Source organism: Methanolobus mangrovi (genome assembly GCF_031312535.1).
GTDB lineage: Archaea > Halobacteriota > Methanosarcinia > Methanosarcinales > Methanosarcinaceae > Methanolobus > Methanolobus mangrovi.
Map to the genome: position 1 here is coordinate 762,366 of NZ_CP133594.1, position 19,959 is coordinate 782,324.

16 protein-coding genes are annotated in these 19,959 nt (G+C 39.4%); 7 read left to right on the plus strand and 9 right to left on the minus strand.

Features of this window, described 5'->3' with window-relative positions; translation table 11 throughout:
* The first annotated feature begins 232 nt into the window (after positions 1–232).
* Positions 233–1,024, plus strand: a complete 792-nt coding sequence (locus tag RE476_RS03790; RefSeq protein WP_309309073.1) for a DUF1638 domain-containing protein — start codon at positions 233–235, stop codon at positions 1,022–1,024.
* A gap of 54 nt (positions 1,025–1,078) precedes the next feature.
* A complete protein-coding gene (locus RE476_RS03795) occupies positions 1,079–1,954 on the plus strand; it encodes a cation diffusion facilitator family transporter (protein WP_309309074.1) in 876 nt (291 codons plus the stop codon).
* Between the two features lie 94 nt (positions 1,955–2,048).
* On the opposite strand, the gene lon is transcribed toward RE476_RS03795, so the two are convergent.
* The 3 genes from lon to RE476_RS03810 form a co-directional block, all read right to left on the minus strand.
* Positions 2,049–4,436 carry an endopeptidase La gene (gene lon / locus RE476_RS03800; protein WP_309309075.1) on the minus strand — a complete coding sequence of 796 codons (2,388 nt, stop codon included), beginning with the start codon at positions 4,434–4,436 and terminating at the stop codon, positions 2,049–2,051.
* A 70-nt stretch (positions 4,437–4,506) separates the two neighbouring features.
* Positions 4,507–4,926 carry a MarR family winged helix-turn-helix transcriptional regulator gene (locus tag RE476_RS03805; protein ID WP_309309076.1) on the minus strand — a complete coding sequence of 140 codons (420 nt, stop codon included), beginning with the start codon at positions 4,924–4,926 and terminating at the stop codon, positions 4,507–4,509.
* 96 nt (positions 4,927–5,022) lie between these two features.
* On the minus strand, positions 5,023–5,811 hold the full coding sequence (locus RE476_RS03810; RefSeq protein WP_309309077.1) for a helix-turn-helix transcriptional regulator: 789 nt from the start codon (positions 5,809–5,811) through the stop codon (positions 5,023–5,025).
* A gap of 337 nt (positions 5,812–6,148) precedes the next feature.
* On the opposite strand from RE476_RS03810, the gene RE476_RS03815 reads away from it, so the two are divergent.
* Positions 6,149–6,718 (plus strand): TIR domain-containing protein, encoded by a 570-nt coding sequence (locus tag RE476_RS03815; RefSeq protein ID WP_309309078.1) that lies wholly within the window; start codon positions 6,149–6,151, stop codon positions 6,716–6,718.
* Between the two features lie 95 nt (positions 6,719–6,813).
* On the opposite strand, the gene RE476_RS03820 is transcribed toward RE476_RS03815, so the two are convergent.
* The 3 genes from RE476_RS03820 to RE476_RS03830 form a co-directional block, all read right to left on the minus strand.
* The gene (locus RE476_RS03820) at positions 6,814–9,561 is read right to left on the minus strand and encodes a UPF0182 family membrane protein (protein ID WP_309309079.1); all 2,748 of its coding nucleotides are present in this window, start codon (positions 9,559–9,561) and stop codon (positions 6,814–6,816) included.
* A gap of 310 nt (positions 9,562–9,871) precedes the next feature.
* A complete protein-coding gene (locus RE476_RS03825; protein ID WP_309309080.1) occupies positions 9,872–10,660 on the minus strand; it encodes a helix-turn-helix transcriptional regulator in 789 nt (262 codons plus the stop codon).
* A gap of 112 nt (positions 10,661–10,772) precedes the next feature.
* Positions 10,773–11,558, minus strand: a complete 786-nt coding sequence (locus RE476_RS03830) for a helix-turn-helix transcriptional regulator (protein ID WP_309309081.1) — start codon at positions 11,556–11,558, stop codon at positions 10,773–10,775.
* Positions 11,559–11,754: 196 nt separating this feature from the next.
* On the opposite strand from RE476_RS03830, the gene RE476_RS03835 reads away from it, so the two are divergent.
* Complete coding sequence (locus tag RE476_RS03835; protein WP_309309082.1) at positions 11,755–13,095, plus strand: MFS transporter; 1,341 nt, start codon at positions 11,755–11,757, stop codon at positions 13,093–13,095.
* A gap of 72 nt (positions 13,096–13,167) precedes the next feature.
* Here RE476_RS03835 and RE476_RS03840 read toward each other — a convergent pair whose 3' ends face one another.
* Genes RE476_RS03840 through RE476_RS03850 form a run of 3 tightly spaced genes read right to left on the minus strand, consistent with a single transcriptional unit; the run spans position 13,168 to position 16,416 of the window.
* On the minus strand, positions 13,168–13,686 hold the full coding sequence (locus RE476_RS03840) for a pentapeptide repeat-containing protein (RefSeq protein ID WP_309309083.1): 519 nt from the start codon (positions 13,684–13,686) through the stop codon (positions 13,168–13,170).
* A gap of 41 nt (positions 13,687–13,727) precedes the next feature.
* Complete coding sequence (locus tag RE476_RS03845) at positions 13,728–16,178, minus strand: plasma-membrane proton-efflux P-type ATPase (RefSeq protein ID WP_309309084.1); 2,451 nt, start codon at positions 16,176–16,178, stop codon at positions 13,728–13,730.
* A gap of 22 nt (positions 16,179–16,200) precedes the next feature.
* Positions 16,201–16,416, minus strand: a complete 216-nt coding sequence (locus tag RE476_RS03850; RefSeq protein WP_309309085.1) for a hypothetical protein — start codon at positions 16,414–16,416, stop codon at positions 16,201–16,203.
* A gap of 259 nt (positions 16,417–16,675) precedes the next feature.
* Here RE476_RS03850 and RE476_RS03855 point away from each other — a divergent pair, with 259 nt between their 5' ends.
* The 3 genes from RE476_RS03855 (at position 16,676) to RE476_RS03865 (ending at position 19,955) form a co-directional block, all read left to right on the plus strand.
* Positions 16,676–17,209 (plus strand): PGF-CTERM sorting domain-containing protein, encoded by a 534-nt coding sequence (locus tag RE476_RS03855; protein WP_309309086.1) that lies wholly within the window; start codon positions 16,676–16,678, stop codon positions 17,207–17,209.
* A 146-nt stretch (positions 17,210–17,355) separates the two neighbouring features.
* Positions 17,356–17,796: a pyridoxamine 5'-phosphate oxidase family protein gene (locus RE476_RS03860; RefSeq protein WP_309309087.1), complete on the plus strand. Its 441-nt coding sequence runs from the start codon at positions 17,356–17,358 to the stop codon at positions 17,794–17,796.
* A complete protein-coding gene (locus RE476_RS03865; protein WP_309309088.1) occupies positions 17,793–19,955 on the plus strand; it encodes a PEP/pyruvate-binding domain-containing protein in 2,163 nt (720 codons plus the stop codon). The genes RE476_RS03860 and RE476_RS03865 overlap by 4 nt, the downstream gene beginning before the upstream one ends.
* Positions 19,956–19,959 lie beyond the last annotated feature (4 nt).

Genomic DNA, 19,959 nt, shown 5'->3' on the forward strand with positions numbered 1-19,959 from the left:
TATCTCTTTTTTACTCTTTTATTCATAGTTCATTTAATCTTAAGAATGTCACCCTCTTGAAGGTGATATTAATATAGAAGGCATGAGAAATACTAGATTAGTTATAGCAATATTCATTTTTAAATATCGGGCTACATATAAATAAGTTTATATATATGCCTGTGAGACCTCCATATCTCAAAAGTTAAAAGGAGGATACAAAATGCCAATGTTGTATCTGATATCCTGTCGTATGTTCGAAGATGAACTTGTTCATATATTTGAGAGGGAAGATGATAATACCCGTTTGCTTTTGATTGAAAATGAAAACATCCAGAATTTTGAAAAGAAACTGAATGAAGTATCTATAGACTATGAAAAAATATCAGTTGCTAAACTACCTCCAAAATCTGGGCGGACTGATGAATTTGTAGTGGTCCTGAATATTCTGGAATTTGCACTGGGTGCAAATCCTTCTCGCCTAAAGGATAAAGTATATGAAACCATCGAAGAAGTAAATGGATTATTTGATGGAATACTGGTTTTTTACGGTCTCTGCGGCAATGCTTTAATTTCTCTTGAACTTGATTTTGAGTATATGGGGATTCCTGTAAGAATTCTCAAAGATGCTTATGGAAATATTGTAGACGATTGTATATGTGCCTCTTTTGAAGATAAGAACGCCTATATTGAGGCTATCATGGGGGATAGGAATGGCAAAGGCACTTACTTCCTTACGCCAATGCAAGCAGCTAACTGGAGGAAGATGCTTGTTCTTACGAAGGTAGCTTCAGACCCTGACAATATCAAAATGATGAAAAGGGTTTTTGATTACTCAGGCTACAATAAGGTCGGAAAGATAGATACCGGGCTATGCTACGAAAAGAAGTTTGACAAAACCGTAGATGAATTTGCCTCGATATTTGATTTTAAAAAAGTTATATTCAGCGGATCTACAAAGATAACTGATAATTGCTACCAGTCTATTAAAAGAGAGCTTATTCTTGCATCTTCAGCTAAAAAAGAAAACCAGAACAGCAATTAATTTTGTACTTCCATAAACATAAGATTTAACAGCATACAAACTCATGCATTAATTATGGGTGACAGAGAAAAGAATGTGGGCTTTGCTGCATCCCTTAACATACTTTTCACAATAATAGAAATTATAGGCGGACTTTTAACAAATAGCCTGGCATTACTGGCAGATGCACTGCATGATTTCGCTGACAGCGTTGCCTTAATAGTGGCCTGGCTGGCTGAAAGGAAAGCAAAGAAGCCTGCAACGAGTAAAATGACTTTCGGATACCGCAGGTTATCCCTATTATCTGCTGTATTTGCAACTATAGTGCTTATTGCAGGGTCATTGTTCATATTGTCCCAGGCTATTCCGCGTCTGATGAATCCGCAACCAGTGAATGCAGAAGGAATGATCCTGATCGCAATTATCGGAGTCACTATAAACGGACTGGGATATTTCAGATTGAAAAAAGGCCTGAGCCAGAATGAGAAAATATTATCATGGCATCTTCTGGAAGACATTTTGGGATGGGTAGTCCTGCTCATCGGGGCAATAATCATCAGGTTCTGGGATAAGCCTGTCATTGATCCTTTAATGACATTGGGATTCACGGTTTTTGTATTATGGGGAGTTTCAAAAAACGCAAAGGAATCCTTTAACCTCCTTCTGCAAGGTGTTCCTGAGAATATCAACATTGATGAGGTCAGGGAATCCATCTTATCGGTTAAAGGAGTGAAAATGGTTCATGACATCCATATATGGTCTCTGGAAGGGGAAACACATGTTTTGACAGCTCATATTGTTGTTGAAGACGAATATCTGCAACAGCCTGATAAAATAAAGCAATCTATCAAAAGCAAATTAGCAAAACATCACATAGAACATTCGACACTTGAACTGGAAAGAGAAGGATTTTGTTCTGAAACAGAATGTATTTTTGAATCAAATGAATGAATGAATGAATGTGTTGATTACCATTCATCGATTATTATTAAAAAAAAGTATTTACGGCCTGTAAAGGCCGTAATCAACTCCTGCATATATCTATTCAGATATTATGTGCAGATGTCAAATGGTTTCCTGTGTACGAGACCACCGGCCTGGGCAAATCAATCCCCAGAGCTTCTATCAAAACCTCTTCAATGGTTTCTACCGGAACAAAGTTAAGTTCATTCCTCACGTCTTCGGGTACATCTTCCAGATCCCTTTCATTCTCTTTTGGCAGGATGACCTTTTTTATACCTGCCCTGTGAGCCGCCAGCACCTTTTCTTTAATGCCTCCCACAGGCAGTACTGCACCACTCAGTGTGATCTCACCTGTCATGGCAAGTTTCGGGTCAACGACCTTGCCTGTGATAAGCGATGTCAGTGCGGTGAAGAGGGTCACGCCTGCTGAGGGACCGTCTTTAGGTGTTGCACCTGATGGCACATGGATATGGATATCACTTGCAGTAAAGTCAAAGCTGCTTGCAGTGTTTGCAAGCCGTGACCTGACAAGACTCAGTGAGATCTGTGCTGACTCTTTCATTACATCCCCAAGCTGGCCGGTGAGCGTAAGCTTTCCGTTTCCGGGCATGAATGTTCCCTCTATGAAGAGAATATCTCCTCCGACCGGAGTCCAGGCAAGTCCTGTGACCACACCGGGTACTTTCTCATTTCTGGCTTCATCCTGACGGATCAATTCCTTTCCGAGGATCTCTTTGAGCATATCAGCTTTTACAATATATGGGAGTTCAGCTTTTCCTGATACGATCCTTTCGGACACGAACCTTGCAGTCCTTGCAAGCTGCTTCTTCAGTCCCCTAACTCCTGCTTCACGGGTGTACTTATCGATGATTATCTTCAGGGCATCATCCTCAACCCTGAGCTTATCAACATCAAGGCCGTGGTCCTCCAGTGTGATCGGCAGCAAATGATCTCTTGCAATTGCAAGCTTCTCATTTTTCGTGTAGCCTGATATCTCGATGATCTCCATCCTGTCAAGCAGTGGTCCCGGAATGTTTGCCAGAGAGTTGGCAGTGGCTATGAACAACACCTCGGACAGATCATATGGGACTTCCAGATAATGATCAGAGAATGTGCTGTTCTGCTCGGGGTCAAGGACTTCCAGAAGGGCGCTTGCCGGGTCTCCTGCATAGGAAGTTGAAAGTTTGTCTATCTCATCAAGGATAAACACAGGATTCTTTGTTCCCGCCTTTTTAATACCCTGCACGATCCTTCCTGGCATAGCTCCGATGTATGTCCTTCGGTGTCCTCTGATCTCTGCTTCATCCCTGACACCGCCAAGGCTGACGCGGACATATTCCCTGCTAAGGGCATCTGCAATACTCTTTCCAAGACTTGTTTTCCCGGTTCCGGGAGGTCCTGTGAAGAGTATAATGGAACCCTGTTTCTCATGCTTCAGTTTCATTACAGCCAGATGCTGGATTATTCTCTCTTTGACCTTTTCAAGTCCGTTGTGATTGTTTTCAAGCACATCACGGGCTTCGACGATATCAATGCTCTTTTTCTCTTCTACCGTCCACGGGAGGTCAAGCAGGAGGTCCAGATAGTTCCTGATAACATGGCTTTCAGGATTATGATTGCCACCGGTCTCAAGTTTCTTCAACTCTGAAAGTGCCTTCTTTTTTACTTCATCAGGCATCTTTGAATTCTCAATTCTTTCTCCGTATCCACCTTCACCTGAGATCGGATCCTCGTTTTCATTGAGCTCTTCCTGAATTACCTTCAGTTGCTCACGCAGCATAGCCTCTCTATGTGACTTACTCACATTTTCGGCAACTTTCTTTGCTACTTCAATCCGGACATTAATGTTCTCTTTCTGGTTTGTCAGAATATAGAGGAAAGTCAGATAACGTTCACGAACAGAAGCAGTTTCCAGAAGGTTTTGTTTATCTGCCAGTTCTATAGGTATGAATGGCATTACATGTCCCATGATCAGGTCAATGCTATCCATGCTGTCGATAGGCTTAACGAACTGCTCGGAACTCTGGAAACGATCACTTATCTCATGTATGGTCTTTTTTACATCTGCTACTATCTCTTTCTGGAGTTCCTCATCAAGATCATTGATGTCAGGAACTGGTTTATATGTAGCATAGAATATTCCGTCTTTATGGTACAGGGAAGTAGTCTCTACTCTCTGGATAGAGTTTGCAGAAACCAGATATCCTTTTTCAGTAGGTAGTATGGATATGATCTCGAGCAGATTTCCTGTTCTATACAAAGAATCTTCTGACATGTCTGAAAGCTCCGCTCCGCTTTTCATTGTCAGGCCTACTGCATACGCAGATTCGTCCTTTCCCATCTCAGACAAAAGTATTTCCCCGGTTGTTTTATCAGTCAGGAATTTTGTCTGACTTAGAGGGTAGACCACTATCTCAGCGAGCCTGATTACGATATTCTCTCTGTAACTGCTAGTTTGTTGTGGAGTCATTGTTTCTCTTTTTTTATTCCTTTCAACTTGTTTAGTTCGCTTTAACCTAACTATCTGTGAACAAAAAAAATCATTTCACCTTTTGTAGAATTTGTACAAGAGTATCCATATCTTTTTCATCCAAAGACCCTGCCATCCTTTCTACAAGTTTTAGCAGGGAATTACGTTCTAAGCGAGCTATTGTCTGCCCTTTTTCGGTTAAACGGATGTAAAAGATCCTGCCATCCAGAGGGGACTGTTCTCTATACACGCATTCCATTTTTACGAATTTGTTGATCATCTCTGTGATTGTGGGTTTGGAATTTCGGGTAATTTCAGCAAGTTTACTGAATGTTACTTCCTCGCATTCATCAATAGCTTTCAGATATCTCATTTGTTTTATGGTAATATCTGACAATCCACATTCAGAGAAGACACTGGAAGAGCATTCACTTTTGACCCTGAACAGGTTTTCAAAAGTTATAAATAAATGCTCTTTTTTGTTCATCATTCTAACCTGGATTGTTAGTTAGGGATTACCTAAATATAAACCTGTCGCATAAATGCATCAGTCCTGTTATGAAAAAAGCTGGCACAAAACAAACGATTAATCTAATTCAGTTACCGGCACGCAATCTTCCAGATAATATTCAAAAAGCTCTTTTGTCCAGTCAACTGCACTCTGACCTTTACATAAGACAAACCTGTTATCAAATTCTCCATTACTTTTTAACATACTTATTAGAGAATGAACACTGTCAAATGTAAAATATAAAAATTTCATCTTTTTATTGTAGACATACATCTTGAAGGATTTATTCTTAATAAAATGTACGAATTCTGTCCGATATTCCGTTCTTATTTTGTTAAGTAGTTCCTGGGAAACAATATAGTATATAGTAACATTACTTTCAAGCATTTCTGTGAATATCGAATTAAAACCAGGGTAAAGTATAGTAGTAATTACGTAAACAGTAGAGGAAACTTTGTATTCAGGATTAAGCGATTTATGAATAGAATATAATTCCGTAAGAGGTGGATGTATTATTTCACAATCCTTAAGTTCACCTATTTTCTCCAAAAGGTAAGGTGGAATGAAATCAAGATTACGAGTTCCCCAGTAATCAATACCTTCATCAAAAACATCAGTTGTGCCTAATAGAGGCACCATTTCATTGACTACCAGTTTTCCAATGGTTGTCAATTCGTAAGCGTCATCATAGTGAGAAACAAGGTAATGATCTTCCAGAATTCTCATCTGTGGAAGTAAAGCTTGCCTGGTCGTTCCCAGGGAATTGAGGAGTATCTCCATCTCCTGAGGCTCATTTTGTAATAATAAGAGCACATTCTTTCTTTTATCGGACCTAAACACGACATCAAGCAACGTTTTTTTCATGTATGGAACACCCAATCCTAATAATTTTCCTATGTTCGACACTAACTAATTAAATTGTGCTAATATTAAGTTGTTGCACATAAAGTTTATCCCTTACTTATACATTTTTTAAACTTACTTTCATGTCTCCTGAAGGCATTTTAAAGAGATATGATTGTGATACTATGATTCACCAAATCCCCATATAATTTTCTGTGAAGCATTGTTTCCAAATATTTATCCGGCTTGATGACGTAAATATAATTGGGGTTTGAATATAATCATTTTCATCTCCAGAATTACTCAGAGATTAAGATGGTTAGCCCAATACATCAATTTAGATTGATCCAGGTAAATCATGATAACAAGAGTTTATATTTCCCATTGTGAACAAGATGATTTTCTTGCTCAGGAACTGGCCCGTACTTTGTGGGCTGTGAATCTGGAGAGCTTTACCTCTCTGTCCAAAAAGACCGAGGCACTCTCTCAGGCAGAGTTAATGAGTTTTGGCATTCGCCATTCTGACTGCGTAGTATTTATTCTCACTGCGGAAGGAATAGCATCTCCTAGGGTGAATCAGGAAATAGGCATGGCGGCAGGTGCCGGTCAGCTGATAATTCCACTGGTAGAGAGCGGAGAAACATTACCGTTGCTGATACGTCATTTGAATTCCATTGATTTTTCCATAGATACCTATGATGATGCATTGGGGAAGTTGGTATACAATATAAGGCAGTTAACACGCCTGGACTGGCTGAAGATAAAATGTCCATATTGCGGAGAGGAAATGACCCAGTACATCACTCCAGAGGATGAGATTGAAAATGCACTTCTTACAGGTACCGGTCTTAAAATCATGTGCACTTACTGTGAAAAAGTGATTGTTCTAAATCCGAGGACATTCAGGCCTATTTCTCCTACATTTTAAGCTGAGACTTTACTCTGGTAAATAAAAAAAGATAAGAGGATTGTAATGGACACTCAAACAGCATCATTACACAATCCCAAATCCAGCCTGGCAGTTCATAGCGTTGTATCAATGTCTGCTTCTTCCAGAACCTGAGAAAGCTGGTTAAGTATCTCTTCCATCCTGTCTATCTCCTCTCCATATCCAGCCCAGTCGCCTTCAGCAAGATAGTCCTGTGCTTTGTTGTAATGATCCAGGGCTTGCTGTGCAAGTTCTCGTGCTGTTCCTGGTATATATGGCTGGCCAGTTTCGTCCTGCACATCGATTCTGCCTTCAACAAGCATTTGCAGTGATTCCTGCAGATCCTCAGCCATAACAACCTTCTGTCCTGATGAAACCACAACTCTCCTGAGTTCAGGTATCTCGGACTCTTCGGCACTTATGAATATAGGCTCGGTGTACAATATCGAATTACCAATCGGTACCACCAGCAAATTACCCCTTATGACCCGGGAACCTGTCTGGCCCCAGAGCGTCAGCTGTTCGGAAATATCCGGGTCCTGATCTATCCTGGATTCAATCTGGGTAGGTCCGTATATCAGTTCTCCTTTTGGCAGTTCATAATGTTTGATCTCACCGTAATTCGGCTCATCACATCTGGCTGCGATCCAGGCGATCATATTCTCCCTGTTTCGGGGTGTGAAGGGCTGCAGTAATACATATTCCAGTCCGCCACCGTTAGGGAGTTTTGTGATCATGTAATAGGGTTCCATTTCAATACTACTTCCGCGGTAGACCTCATTTGGAATTTCCCATGCATCCTCTTTGTTATAAAAAGTCTCAGCATCTGTCATGTGATAGTTCTCGTACAGGTCCATCTGAACCTTAAAGAAATCCTTTGGATAGCGGATATGCTCCTTCAGGCCTTCAGGCATCTCACTGAAAGGTTTGAACAGGTCTGGGAATATCTTTGAATACGTATTTACCACAGGTTCATCTTCCATAACATAGAAGTCAACAGTCCCATCATAGGCATCTACAACAACTTTGACGGAATTTCGGATATAGTTGATATCATAGAATTTAGTCCCGTAGTAGCTTTCAGAATATGGATACTTATCAGCCGTAGTATAGGCATCTATTATCCAGTACACTTTTCCGTCAGAGATCACAGGATACGGGTCACTGTCATACTTAAGGAACGGAGCTATCATTTGTGCTCTTTCTTCGATCTGTTGATGATACATCAAACGTGAACTATCATCTACATATTCACTCAGGATGAATTTAGATTCGCCAAAAGTGAATGCAAAGATCAGTCTTTTAACAAACGAATCGAGAACTATTCCACTTTTACCTTCATATTGTGTGAATACGTTCTGTCCTCCCTTTGGGTAGTCGAATTCTTCTTTTCCTGAATCTGCTATTTTATAGTCATTTGTGACCTCTCCATAATAGATCCGGGGATTATCAACATCGAATTCACCTGTCGGCGGGATATCCTGCAAAACAAATTCAGGTCTGCCATCACTTGTCTTGGTACTTACCGGATTCATCACAATTCCAAAACCATGGGTATAGACCAGACGTTCATTTACCCATGTTTTAGCTTCAGGTGCCAGTTGCATGGTATCCAGTTCCCTGGCTGATATCATGTATTGTTTATAGCCGTCGTCCATCTGGTACCTGTCAGTGTCAACATCATTGAACGTATAATATGTTCTGATCTGCTGGAGTTGCTTGTAGGTTTGCTCAAGAGCTCGCCGGTCCCATATTCTTATGTTCTCAGTAATCTGGGTATTATTTTCCAGTTCTGACAGGGTCAGATCAGTATTGGCTTGGAAAGGTCTTTCTTCAATATCCGATAGGCCAAAGGCCATTCTTGTATAATTTATGTTATATTCCAGATACGGTTTTTCCAGCTGGATCTCAGTGGGTTCCACTTTGAACTGCTGGTAAACATCCGGTACAAAAGAGCTGCCCATGATAAACAATATTAACAGAACTATACTGGCGATTGGTATCTTTATGTTCTTCAGTTTTACATTTGCCAGTAAAGCAACAGCAGTCAGGAATGATAATATTGTAAGTATATTGAATATTGGAAGTCTTACATGAACATCCGTGTAGCCTGCACCTGATACTACTCCCTGCTGTGAGAACAATATCTCATATCTGTTGAGGAAAAATCCGAAAGCAATTAATGCAAACAGAAATGCAAGCAATGTTGATATGTGGATAAGGACCTTAACGGGCAGGTCATCCAGTATATCCTTTACACTATTTGTCGGATACAGGAAGTAAGAAGATTCAATATTGTCCGTTTCAACTGTTTTTGATCTGAATATGGGTTCAAGTCTGATCATGTAGAGGATCAGGACCATTATGAGTGAAATAACGGTGAGTATCAGGAATACGCCCCTTATCATATGAATGAACGGGAGCTGAAATACATAGAACCCTACGTCATTCATTAGAATAGGGTCAGTTATTCCAAACGATGTGCTATTCAGATAAAGGAGAATTGTTCTCCAGTTGCTGCTGAATGCCAGCCCGAAAATGAATGAGAATGCTGCGATTACTATTAAAACAACCTGAGAATCTATCTTATCATATGTGAGTTTCCTCTCAGCAAGTATCTTACTGATGGAATTACCTGCAAACTTTGCATTTATGTAAAGGAAGGCAAAAGCAAGTATGAATCCAGGTATGATCGCAATTAATTTCCATTGTAATATTGTTGTGAACACGGACGTATATCCGATCATATCAAACCACAGATAATCAGTATAAATTCCCACAAGGGGTCCTATACCCAAAAAAAGTGCCAGAATTAAAAAGAAAATTATTCTTATATCTCTCATAACATACCCCTTATTTTAGTGTTCTATCAAAGAATGTAACCATCTGCCAGTAGGCATCTTCGGCTTCGAAACTATGTGATAACTCTATTCTCCAGCATGAGTCCATGTGGCTGTTTCTTGTGCAACCCGATAACCTAACAAAAACTATTATTAACAGACAAAGAAGTGAATATTTCATTTAAACCCCAATTAAAATATACAATACTATCTTATTTCTATAATGCGCCTGCCTATAGGCAAAAATAGAGTCATTTTTAGCAAGTGCTATTTGAATAATTTATTAAAGTACTGAATAGAATACAGTAGATACCTATATTTTATCTATTGGCACAGCATTTTTTAAATAATGATCAAAAAGCTCTTTTCCCCATTTGAGTGCCAGGGGGCTACTGGAAACCAAATAATTATGGTCGTAATCACCATTTTTATCCAGGAATCTGATCATAAAAGAATATTCATTGTAGCCAAATGACATGAAACGCATTTCTCCGGGATACAAATACAATTTGTTGAGGCTGCTATTCAGCAAACTCCTGAAATCATCATCTGCTTCCTCTCTTATTTTAGAAAGGAGCTCTGAAGAAACTACCATACAAAGCTTCACCCCATTTTCCTTGAAATCTGCAAGTACTGATGGAAATGTAGGGAATAAGAATGCAGTGACAGATGTTTGGTAATTTGATATTTTAGCTTTTTGAAGGACAGGTTTATTTGGTTCGGAGATCTCTGTCACAGGTACGCTTTCAGCCAGAGTATATGGTGCAAGTTCCCCTATTCTCTTTAAGAGATGTGGCGGAATAAAATCAAGGTCATGAGTCCCCAAGAAATCTAAATTACCTTCAAAGACATCAGTGATACCTAATAAAGGAACCATCTCATTAACAATGAGCTTTCCAATATTTGTTAATTCGTATTTGTCGTTCGCACCGGTGATAAGGTGATGATTTTCCAGAATCCTGATCTGTGGCAGCAATGCAGCTCTTGTTGTATCCAGTGACATGAGAATGAACTCCATTTCTCTGGGTCCGTTCTGCAACAATAAAAGCACATTCTTTCTTTTCTCAGAGGAAAACATGACATCGGTCAAACTTTTAGACATATGGGACACATCCTCTTATAATCAGATTACGTTTACAACCTCTCTAATTGCAAATTTAGTATTTGACTTATAACTAATTGTCCACATGTGTGATGATTATTCAAAAACAATATTATGGTTCTGCTATCAAGGTTGCATCCTTCAGATAATAATCAAAAAGGTCTTTGCCCCACTGAAGTGCTTTTGGATCTGAAAAGAATAGCTGTTTATTATCATATTCGTTGTCTTTTGATAACAGCCTTAAGATTAGATGATAATCACTTAATGCAAAAGATCCGATTTTAATATCTTGTTCATACAAATAAAATTTGATGTTTTCATGCATTAGATGGTTTTTTAAATCATCATAATATTCAGTTTTTATTTTTCTTAGCAGTTCTTTTGTAATTATAATAGATACATCTATATTATTATCAATAAACTTATATACTGTAGGGGGGAAACTTGGATGCATAAAAGTGAATATGAAATACAATGAACCGGAGCTGTGTGCCTGTTCAATAAAATCCTTGTTGATTTCATACATACTTACCAAACTGGGACTTATAATTTCAGCATTTTTGTTCTCATTTAACCTTTTTAAAAGATAAGGTGGAATGAAATCAAGGTTATGAGTGCCCCAATAATCAATATCAATGTCCAGGAAATCAATAGTATCCAATAAAGGAGTCATTTTATCAACTATTAGTTCCCCAATAGTTGTCAATTCATAAGTATCGTTATAATGAGTGACAAGATAATTATCTTGCAGAATTTTAGTTTGAGGAAGTAACGCCTGCCTTGTTGTTTTCAGGGTTTTTAGAAGTGTTTCCATTTTCTTTGGTTCTTCCTGTAACATTATCAACATATTTTTTCTTTTTTGAGACTTGAATAACACATCGAGTAAACTTTTTTTCATTTTAAAAACCATCCAACATATTAAATCACGTTATTGGACTATATAAGTAAATTGGAAAATATGGGTGCAGAATCTTCAAAAATCTTCAAAACTGAATCATATCATGTTAGATCATCAAATTATATTTTGTTCCAGTCTATTTCCTTTAGAATTTGGGAGAGATATTTATACTATGGAAAATAAATGAATATAGTAAATGACTCCAAATCCGGTATCTTCTGGAGTTACAGAGGGAAAGGCACTTTTTCCTTTATACACGATCACTTTCATAGGTACACTGGGATTTGGAATTATCCTTACATTCCTCATATTTCTTGTAACGGACTTTGGTGGTAATGCACTGATATATGGTCTGCTTGTTTCAACCTATCCTGCTTTTCAATTGATTGGTGCTCCAATCCTTGGGAAATGGTCTGATATTTACGGGAGAAAAAAGATCCTGCTATTAAGCCAGATAGGAACGATGGTTGCCTGGTTCATCTTTCTTGTTGCTCTTTTCCTGCCGATAACTTCACTAATATCAATTAAGTCCGATCTACTTGGGATGTTCACTGTTACACTTCCTCTGCTAGTCCTTTTCTTTGCCAGGGCACTTGACGGGATAACCGGTGGAAATGTATCCGTGGCAAATGCATATTTAGCTGATGTAACGCCGGAAAAGGAAAGGAACAAGAACTTTGGCAGAATGTCTGTAGCGTCAAATCTGGGTTATGTAGCAGGTCCTGCGCTTGCCGGTATTCTGGGTGTGACAATCTATGGAGAACTGATCCCGGTTTCAGCAGCTTTTCTTATATCCGTCGCTGGCACTATCATCGTAATTATTCTTTTACCTGAGACCCGGACCTGTAGTATTAAGGAATACCCAAAAACAGGTATAAGAAAAATCCTGGGACAGGAACATAAAGAGTGTTATCAGGTGGAAGGTGCACAGAAGATATCCCTGAAAGAGATATTCATGCTGGACTATATACCCTTCATGCTGGCACTGTACTTTTTGATATTTTTGGGTTTCAATGTATATTACACTGCATTCCCTGTCTTTGCCGTTGATGTTCTTAAATGGAATCCGGCACAACTGGGTATTTACTTTTCTATTATCAGTGCAATGATGGCTTTTGTGCAGGGTCCAATTCTGGGAAAGCTGGCAAAGATATATCCTGAATCCATTCTGATAATAGCAGGATGTTTTGTTCTTGGGTTGCAGTTCATACTGATCGCCACCGGAAACCTGCTGATGATCTATCTTGCAGGAGTATTCTTTGCATTTGGTAACGGCATCATGTGGCCATCGATCCTGTCCATGCTCTCTAAATTTGCAGGAACTGTCTATCAGGGTTCTGTACAGGGTTTTGCTATGAGTGGCGGTAGTCTGGCAAGTATCATCGGACTACTTGGAGGAGGACTACTATATACGCAATTAAAAGCAAGCTCTTTCCTTATTGCCGGTGCAATAATATATCTGGTATTTTTACTCTCCTTCAGGTTGATAAAAGCCGAAAAGAGCAGGATGAATAAGAATGATTGGGACTTAAACTGAAAGACAAAATATAGTCCTTTAAACGCTACATGCAGGAAAAAAGAAGCCGCAAAGTTCTATTTACCAGTTTGATTATTCTATTTCAATATCAAAGACATTCAAAAGAGCAATCACTTCAGGAATAGAGAACTTAGTCTTTTTCAGGAGATTATTATTCGGGTCTATATCGTAGTTCTTTGCATTCCTGAATGATGTGAAGCTCAGGTTTGTATTCCTAAAGAGACTGTTCATTAGATCAGAGCCTTCAAAATTTGCGTTTTTAAGGTTTGTATTCATAAAATCACAGTCATAAACCTGGCAATTTATAAAATCAGTATTCTCCAGATTTATATCTGAAAATATTGAATAGGATAGAAAAGAGTCTTCAAATCCGATTGTAAATATAAAATCATTGCATTTTGAAAAGTCCAGGCCCTGAATTTTGCAGTTCCTGAACCTTACATCCTGAAATCTTGTGTTATTCAAATCTACATTTGGCAAATTGCAGTTTTCAAAATTACAATCAATGAACTTTGAATTTTTAAAGGATATACCTGTAAAATTGGTGTTCTCAAAAGATTCTCCTTCAAACTCTTCATCCTGGTATTCCATATTCTATAACAGTTGTTTCTATCTAATATAGTTTTTTTATCTCATCTATGGAAAATCAAGCCGCTATGATTCAACAGGTCATATAATCTCACTTTTATGAGGTCAGTTACAACAAAAGCCACCAATGCATACAGCCAGACAAAACCTGCAAGTTTCCATCCAATTGGCGATATGTAGAAACCATAGACCACAACAAGAGTCGCTAGCAGTTTCGTACCGATGGTTGACCAGAAGAGAATTCCACTTGGTCTTATGGACCAGAAGGGACCACGGGTACGGGCAAGGAATATTGTAAGATGCCCGGCAACTGCAAGTTTAAGGAATATGAAAGATTGCAAAACATTCTGGTCCAGATTCAGCACATGCAGTCCGATATAAAAGACTATGAATGAAGATATAACGCCTATAATTCCCAAAAATGTTGCCATACTGAGAACTTCTCTGATATTCCACTTTTCAGGGATATTGGAGTATTTCACATTATCGTATGCAATAGCCATGATTGGTGCATCATTGAACAGGGCAAGCAATACTATCATGATAGCGGTCACCGGATAAAAATTGAAAGCCACAATGGAAATTGCAATAAAGAAGAGTACACGCACAGTTTCGGCTATGCGATAAATCGAGTAACTCTTCATGCGCTGGAAAATTTTCCGGCTCTCTTTAATTGCATCAATGATAGTTGAAAGTCCGGGAGCTGTGAACACGATATCAGCAGCTGATCTTGCTGCATCCGTAGCCCCGGCAACTGCAATACCCGCATCAGCTTTTTTAAGAGCAGGAGCGTCATTAACCCCATCTCCTGTCATACCGACAATATGTCCTTCTTCCTGAAGGAGTTCCACTATCCTGTACTTATGTTCCGGGAAAACCTGAGCAAAACCATCAGACCTTTCAACAATCTCTTGTGCTTGAAGATCAGTTTTATCCTCAAGCTCTGAGGCAGTAATGATGTTTGTATCCATACCGATTTGTTGTGCAATCTCCTTTGCAATTGCAACATGGTCACCCGTAACCATTTTGATGTCAACACCCATGGACACAGCCGTGTCTATGGTCTGTGCTGAGTCGTCGTGTGGCGGGTCATACAGGCCAATAAGTCCTACAAAACTGCATACTCCCATCTCCTCACACCTTGCAACTCCCAGAGCACGATATCCCCTGGAAGCAAGAACATTTACTTTCTCATCTACTTCTTCTTTGATAGCCTCCTTATTTACTGTCATTTCAAGGATGACCTGTGGTGCTCCCTTAGCAATCTTAAATTGCCTGCCATCCGGACTTTTAATGCTGGCTTCAGTGTGCTTTATAACAGGGTCGAATGGTTTGAAATCTGCCGTTTCATAAGCATCAAGCTTTTTATCCATATTTTCCATGGTTTTTATCTTTTTCAGGATAGCATTATCTATGGGATCATTATCCTCTTCTCTGGAAGCCAGAGCACTGTAGACCAGAAGATCCTCTTCAGTGAAATCAGCAAAGGGTATAAGTTCTGATAATGTCAGCTCGTTCTTTGTTATTGTGCCGGTCTTATCCGAACAAAGTACATCCATACCTGCCATTTCTTCAATAGAAACAAGTTTACTTACAATCGCACCTTTTCCTGCAAGATTGGTTGCACCCACAGCCATGGAAACTGAAAGGACTGCAGGTAATGCTGCAGGTATTGCAGCAACCACCAGGACAAGGGCGAACTGCAACGTTTCTACAAGACTTTCCTTTCGGAAGATAGCAACAATGAAAACTATAGCAACCAGTACGGCAGCCAGAAAGATGAGGTAGTCACCAATTTTGATAATAGCTTTCTGGAAATGGCTCTGGGTCTTAACATCCGCCAGCAGTCTGGTGGTCTTGCCAAAGAACGTATCCATTCCAGTGGCAAACACAAGGGCACTCATTTCACCTTTCTGGATAACAGAACCGGAATATGCAATGTCATTTGAAGCTTTATCCGCTGGCAGGGATTCTCCTGTTAGTGCGGATTCATCAACCTGCAGGTAATCGCCTTCAACAAGTTTCAGATCAGCCGGTACAATGTCACCCGAGCGTACGCGGATCATGTCCCCTGGGACAAGTTCCCTGGCAGGTATCACATTCCATTGCCCATTACGCAACACTCTGGCCTGTAAAGCCATTTTACTTTTTAGCAACTCAATAGCATTATCAGCCTTATTTTCCTGCCAGAAACCTACTACACCGTTAAGAATCAGTAAAAGTGAAATAATGATAAAATCTTCCCAACGCTGTATGATTGCCGAAAGTATGGCAGCTATCTCGATCATCCAGGGAATTGGACCCCAAAAATACCCTATGAATTTTATGAAAGGACTTGTTTTCTTTTCAATAAGCTCATTATAGCCATATTGTTGTAGTCGTTCACTTACTTCAGCATCAGAAATACCCTGCATACCGGAATCAAGTCTGGCAAATAGTTCATCAGCGCTCAATTCTTTCGCGTTCTCAATCTTTGACGAAGAAGTTTCATTCATATCATGTATCCCTCATGGAAACTCACATGGAAAGACTTCCAAACTCACCCCAATGAATCACAAAGTATGCTATGGTCCAGACCAGAAGTATGAAGTAAACAACATAAAGAAAAATGGTAATAGGGCCATGGGATTCGGCAATTATCCCTCCAAACTCTTCTGCATGGGAATTTGAATCTTCCAGATAATTTTGAGCAGATAGTTCACTTTCTACGTTCCCACCGTCGTTAAATTCCACAATTATACAACCCCCTTTAAGGAAACATGATGTGGATTTGAAGAATGAAAGGTTCCCCAACCTTTACTTCTTATTAAGAGTGAGAAATCTTACTATTTAGTTATATCTATAACTGTACAATTTTTCATATTTTAGTATTGTACAAATTATATTAGATATAACAAATCTGGATGTTTAAGACCTACCCCTTATTCCGGGATAAAAAGTATTTAAATATCCAACAACCAAATTATTAATAACTGGAAAATGGGGTGAGTATATGAAATATAAATTAATTCTTGTATTGTTCTTAGCAGTAATATTGTTGGTAGGAGCACCTATGACATCAGCAAAATCAAGTTTTCTGAGTTCTTTCAATAATTACTATGATACCGGAGACACCAGACTAGATTCCTGCGTAATCTGCCATACAGGTCCGAATGGTGGTTCATTAAATTCTTATGGAAGAGCATCTGGAGGAAATTTTGTATCGATTGAAGATCGTGACTCTGATGGTGATGGATTTAGCAATATAGATGAGATCAATGCGTTGACTTTCCCAGGCGATGCCAATGATTTCCCTGAACCTGTACCTGAACTCATATCTGAACCTATCGACAACGTAACTGAAGCACCAGTCGAAGAAATGATAGACAATCAAAGCATTGAAGAGCCAATTGTCAATGAAACTCAGGAAGAAACAACTACTGAGGAGCAAAGTGAAGAAACAACAACTGAACAGCAATCTCCGGGATTCGAAGTTATTCTTGCAATTGCTGGAATATTGTCAGTAGTGTATCTGAAGCGAAAGTAAGCAGAAATAAATCAAATTATTAATGCGTAAACCTGACAGATATATCAGGTTTTTTCATACTTTTCCTGGATCCATTTTTGCTGTCCAACAAAACATAAATACACAGGAACCAATTTTAAAATGTGGATTTAAGTGGTGGTTCCTGAATGTCTGAGAGTAATCTGGAAAATGATCTGAAGGCTCTTATGAAAGAGCAAAAACTTGCTGTTCTCGCTACATCTCATGATGGGGAACCGTATACCAATCTCGTAGCCTTCGTGGCGAGTGATGACCTTAAACACATCTATTTTGCTACTCCTGTTGCCACAAGAAAATACTCATATCTGAATGCTTCCCGAAAAGCTTCAATGATGATAGATAATAGGTCTAACAAAGAGAGTGATTTCAAGGACGCTATGGCTGTGAATGCAGAAGGTACTGTTCTGGAAGTTGAAAAAACCCATGAACTGAATTCACTCTATCAGGAAAAACATCCCTATCTCAAAGATTTCCTTAATTCTCCTTCATCGGCCCTGATGAGAATGGAAGTTAAAAGATATATTGTTGCTAGCAGGTTCCAGAATGTCGTGGAGATAGATATGGCATGAAGGAACTTGTCATTTCTATGGAGGGTATAAATGAAAAACACAGAGAATTTATCGGATCAAAAGCATTCTCCCTTCATACACTTCATGATGAAGGATTAAAAGTTCCTCCATATACGTGTATTACTACCAAAGCCTATGAAAAATACCTGAGATCCAGCTCACTGAAAGGGCGGATAACACTGGAGCTTGCCAGAAAAGATATCAAGGATATGCGCTGGGAAGAGATGTGGGATCTGTCCCTGAGAATCAGGAATTTCTTCCTGAACACGCCAATTCCTGAAACACTTGAAAAGGAAATAAGGGACAAGCTGGACAAATATTTGACCGATGTTCCTGTCGTAGTCAGGTCTTCCGCTCCCGGAGAGGATACAGGTAGTACATCCTTTGCAGGCCTTCACGAATCCTATGTAAATATCCGTGGCCTGGAGGCCATAATTAAACATATAAGACTTGTCTGGGCTTCCCTGTGGTCCGATGCAGCTTTTCTCTACAGGGAAGAATTAGGACTCGATATAAAAGACAGCAGTATGGCAGTGATGATCCAGGAACTTATAGCAGGTGAAGTCTCAGGTATTGTTTTCAGCAGTAATCCGGAAAATAAAGATCAGATGGTTATCGAAGCAGTCCATGGTCTTAATAAAGGACTTGTGGATGGTGATGTGGAACCTGACAGATGGATACTTGACAGGGAAAACTCATCCATTATCCAGCATACAAGCCCGTCGAACCGTGAAAGAATAACACTCCTGAAGAACACAGGTACTGCACTTGAAAAACCGTCTGATAAAATATCAAACACGGTTCCTTTAAGCGAAAGAGAAGTTCATGAGTTGTATGATATAGCTCTGGTTCTGGAGAAAAGATTTGGCAATCCCCAGGATATTGAATGGACTAAAAAGGACAATGAGACATACATTCTCCAGTCAAGACCCATAACAACCACAGATGACAGGGAAAAACTCTGGTATCTCTCCCTTAAAAGAACAATGGCTAATCTGCAAAAACTTCGCATAAGGATAGAGAATGAACTAATACCAGAAATGGTAAGTGATACCAATGCCATGAGGTCCGTAAAATTAGAAAATATGGATAATATTGGACTTGCCAGAGAGATCATGCGAAGAAAAGAACTGTATGAAATGTGGGAGAAACGATACAAAGATGAGTTCATCCCCTTCGCACATGGAATGAGACTATTTGGTCAGGTTTACAACGATGTGGTAAAACCGGATAATCCGTATGAGTTCATGGACCTTCTTTCCAGTGCCGGCCTGCTCAGCATCAAAAGGAATGGCCTGCTCAGCAGACTGGCAGGCATGCTGAGAAATGATGTTTCTCTTATGAATAATGCAAAGAACAACTTAATTGAAGGGGATTTTAAGGACGATTTTGAGGAGTTTTTTGAGAATTACGGACATTCCGGTATTTTCAAAAGCAGGGAAGAATTGTTAAAACTTATAATGGAAATCGCTTCAAACCCTGAAAAGGAAATGCCTGCTAAAAAAGACACCACTGATATGGAAAAACACTTCATTGCCTCATTTTCCGAGAAGGACAGGGCATGTGCTGAAGAATTGCTTGACGTAGGACGCATAAGTTACAGATTAAGAGATGACGATAACATTCATCTTGGCAGGATCGAAGATCAGTATCTGCAATCACTGAATGAAGCTAAACACAGGGTAGTATCAAGATCATTCAGCATTGATACAGGTGATATCCTTGATGATGATGAGCTCTTAAAATCGCTTAATGACGAGACCTATATTCCTGTAAAAAAACCGGACGTTAAAAAAGAGACTTTAAACAATAAGGAATACCAGAGGCAGATTCAGGGACAGCCTGCGGGAGAAGGACTTGTAACCGGCATCGCTCATGTGATAACAGGGAACGAGGAACTTTTCAACATAAAATTCGGAGAGATACTAGTATGCGATGCCATTGATCCTAATATGACATTCGTTGTACCTCTTGTAAGCGGAATAGTGGAACGCAGGGGTGGTATGTTGATACATGGTGCCATCATTGCAAGGGAATATGGGATTCCCTGTGTAACTGGTATACCGGATGCAACACAAATAATCAGAAACGGTGATGAGGTCACAGTGGACGGGTATCTGGGAATAGTAACCATAAGGAGAAAGTCAGGTACAGGATGAAAAA

What these genes read in the sequence shown, in the direction of transcription:
- RE476_RS03790 (WP_309309073.1), top strand. Translation starts at nt 233, where the DNA reads ATGTTCGAAGATGAACTTGTTCATATATTTGAGAGGGAAGATGATAAT.
- RE476_RS03795 (WP_309309074.1), top strand. Translation starts at nt 1,079, where the DNA reads ATGGGTGACAGAGAAAAGAATGTGGGCTTTGCTGCATCCCTTAACATA.
- lon (WP_309309075.1), bottom strand. Translation starts at nt 4,436, where the DNA reads ATGACTCCACAACAAACTAGCAGTTACAGAGAGAATATCGTAATCAGG.
- RE476_RS03805 (WP_309309076.1), bottom strand. Translation starts at nt 4,926, where the DNA reads ATGATGAACAAAAAAGAGCATTTATTTATAACTTTTGAAAACCTGTTC.
- RE476_RS03810 (WP_309309077.1), bottom strand. Translation starts at nt 5,811, where the DNA reads ATGAAAAAAACGTTGCTTGATGTCGTGTTTAGGTCCGATAAAAGAAAG.
- RE476_RS03815 (WP_309309078.1), top strand. Translation starts at nt 6,149, where the DNA reads ATGATAACAAGAGTTTATATTTCCCATTGTGAACAAGATGATTTTCTT.
- RE476_RS03820 (WP_309309079.1), bottom strand. Translation starts at nt 9,561, where the DNA reads ATGAGAGATATAAGAATAATTTTCTTTTTAATTCTGGCACTTTTTTTG.
- RE476_RS03825 (WP_309309080.1), bottom strand. Translation starts at nt 10,660, where the DNA reads ATGTCTAAAAGTTTGACCGATGTCATGTTTTCCTCTGAGAAAAGAAAG.
- RE476_RS03830 (WP_309309081.1), bottom strand. Translation starts at nt 11,558, where the DNA reads ATGAAAAAAAGTTTACTCGATGTGTTATTCAAGTCTCAAAAAAGAAAA.
- RE476_RS03835 (WP_309309082.1), top strand. Translation starts at nt 11,755, where the DNA reads ATGACTCCAAATCCGGTATCTTCTGGAGTTACAGAGGGAAAGGCACTT.
- RE476_RS03840 (WP_309309083.1), bottom strand. Translation starts at nt 13,686, where the DNA reads ATGGAATACCAGGATGAAGAGTTTGAAGGAGAATCTTTTGAGAACACC.
- RE476_RS03845 (WP_309309084.1), bottom strand. Translation starts at nt 16,178, where the DNA reads ATGAATGAAACTTCTTCGTCAAAGATTGAGAACGCGAAAGAATTGAGC.
- RE476_RS03855 (WP_309309086.1), top strand. Translation starts at nt 16,676, where the DNA reads ATGAAATATAAATTAATTCTTGTATTGTTCTTAGCAGTAATATTGTTG.
- RE476_RS03860 (WP_309309087.1), top strand. Translation starts at nt 17,356, where the DNA reads ATGTCTGAGAGTAATCTGGAAAATGATCTGAAGGCTCTTATGAAAGAG.
- RE476_RS03865 (WP_309309088.1), top strand. Translation starts at nt 17,793, where the DNA reads ATGAAGGAACTTGTCATTTCTATGGAGGGTATAAATGAAAAACACAGA.